This window comes from Caulobacter sp. GW821-FHT09A05, assembly GCF_059418465.1.
The window spans coordinates 1-1,382 of record NZ_JBWKPX010000062.1; the positions used below are offsets into that span (position 1 = coordinate 1).

At 68.7% G+C, this 1,382-nt stretch carries 2 protein-coding genes; both read right to left on the reverse strand.

Going from position 1 to position 1,382, the window contains the following annotated elements:
- On the reverse strand, nt 1-327 hold the full coding sequence (locus tag AC07NX_RS26170) for a hypothetical protein (protein WP_494646044.1): 327 nt from the start codon (nt 325-327) through the stop codon (nt 1-3).
- Nucleotides 324-1,382, reverse strand: a 1,059-nt coding sequence (locus AC07NX_RS26175; RefSeq protein ID WP_494646046.1) for an IS5 family transposase, incomplete at its 5' end; no start/stop codon positions are given. The genes AC07NX_RS26170 and AC07NX_RS26175, both read right to left, overlap by 4 nt.

A 1,382-nucleotide genomic window follows, 5' to 3' on the forward strand; every position in this document is an offset into this window, starting at 1 on the left:
CTAGCAGGCCGTTGAAGAAGTCTCCCGGCGGGCGATGAAGTCGGCTTCGTCGCCGCTGTGGAAGCAGATTTGGCCCTTGAGGGAGCCGTCGGGCTGGAGTTCGGCCCAGCCGTCGCCTTGGGTTTCGTCCATCTCGTCGTTGCCGGTCCAGGAGAACTCGACGGCGTCGGTGTCGCCGCCGCCGAAGATTTGGCCGTTGACGCAGCCGAAGGCGAACTCGCCGGAGCCGTGATCCGCGAAGAGGATGTAGGCCGGCTCCATCATGTCGGGATAATCGTCGGTGTAGTCCGGCATCTGGACGATCCGCCAGCGGCCCAGGACGCTCACGCCGCGGCTCCGAGGAGCTTGGGCAGGCGGATGAGGTTGTAGGCGGCCAGCGCCAGGGTGAAGACGGCGTCCACCCTGGCGCGGCCGCGGAGCTTGACCTTCGCCAGGCCGGCCGAGCCCTTGAGCCAGCCGAACACTTCCTCGATGCGTTTGCGGCAGCGTTGGCTGATCGCGTAGCCGGGATGGCGGGTGGTGCGCGCGCCCACGGCGGTCTTGCGCGGCTTGCCGGTCTTGGAGAGGTGGCCATCGATGGCGACGTGCGGCGTCACGCGGCGGGCCCGCAGGTCGCCGATGAAGCTGGCGACGTCATAGGCCTTGTCGGCTCCAAGCGTGATCCGTCGTCGCCTGGGCCTGCGGTCCAGCATCGCCAAGGCCGCCTCCCGCTCGGCCGTGCCGGTGGCCTGGGTGACGCCGCCGTCCACCGCCAGGCCATGGCGGTTCTCCATCAGCGCGTGGCCGATGTAGCAGAGCTTGGCCGGCTGGCCGTCGCCCTTCTTGTAGAGCCGGGCTTGGGGATCGGTCGTGCTCTGGTGCGTCTGGTTGGAGCGCTTCTCCTTGTGGAAGCCGCGCTCGGCGTTGCGACCCAGGCCGTCCGGGTCGTTGTCGGAGCCGTCCTTCCGGCGGAAGCTCTTCAGCGAAGCCCACGCCTCGATCAGCGTACCGTCCACGGAGAAGTGGTCCGACGACATCAGCCGCTTGACCCTGGGCTGAGCCAGCACCGCACGCAGGAACTTGCCCGCGATCTGGCCTTCCAGCAGCCGGTCGCGGTTCTTGCTGAAGCTGGAATGGTCCCAGGCCGCATCGTCCACGCCCAGGCCCACGAACCAGCGGAACAGCAGGTCGAACTCCATCCGCTCCATCAGCTGCCGCTCCGAGCGGATGCCGTAGAATGCCTGCAGCAGCATCGCCCGCAACAGCCGCTCCGGCGCAATCGACGGGCGACCCAGCCTCGGCGGATAGAGCGCCGCGAAGTCCCCGCTCAGGTCCGCCAGCGCCGCGTTCGCGATCGCCCGGATCGGCCGCAGCGGATGATCCCGCCGAACCCGCGCCTCTAG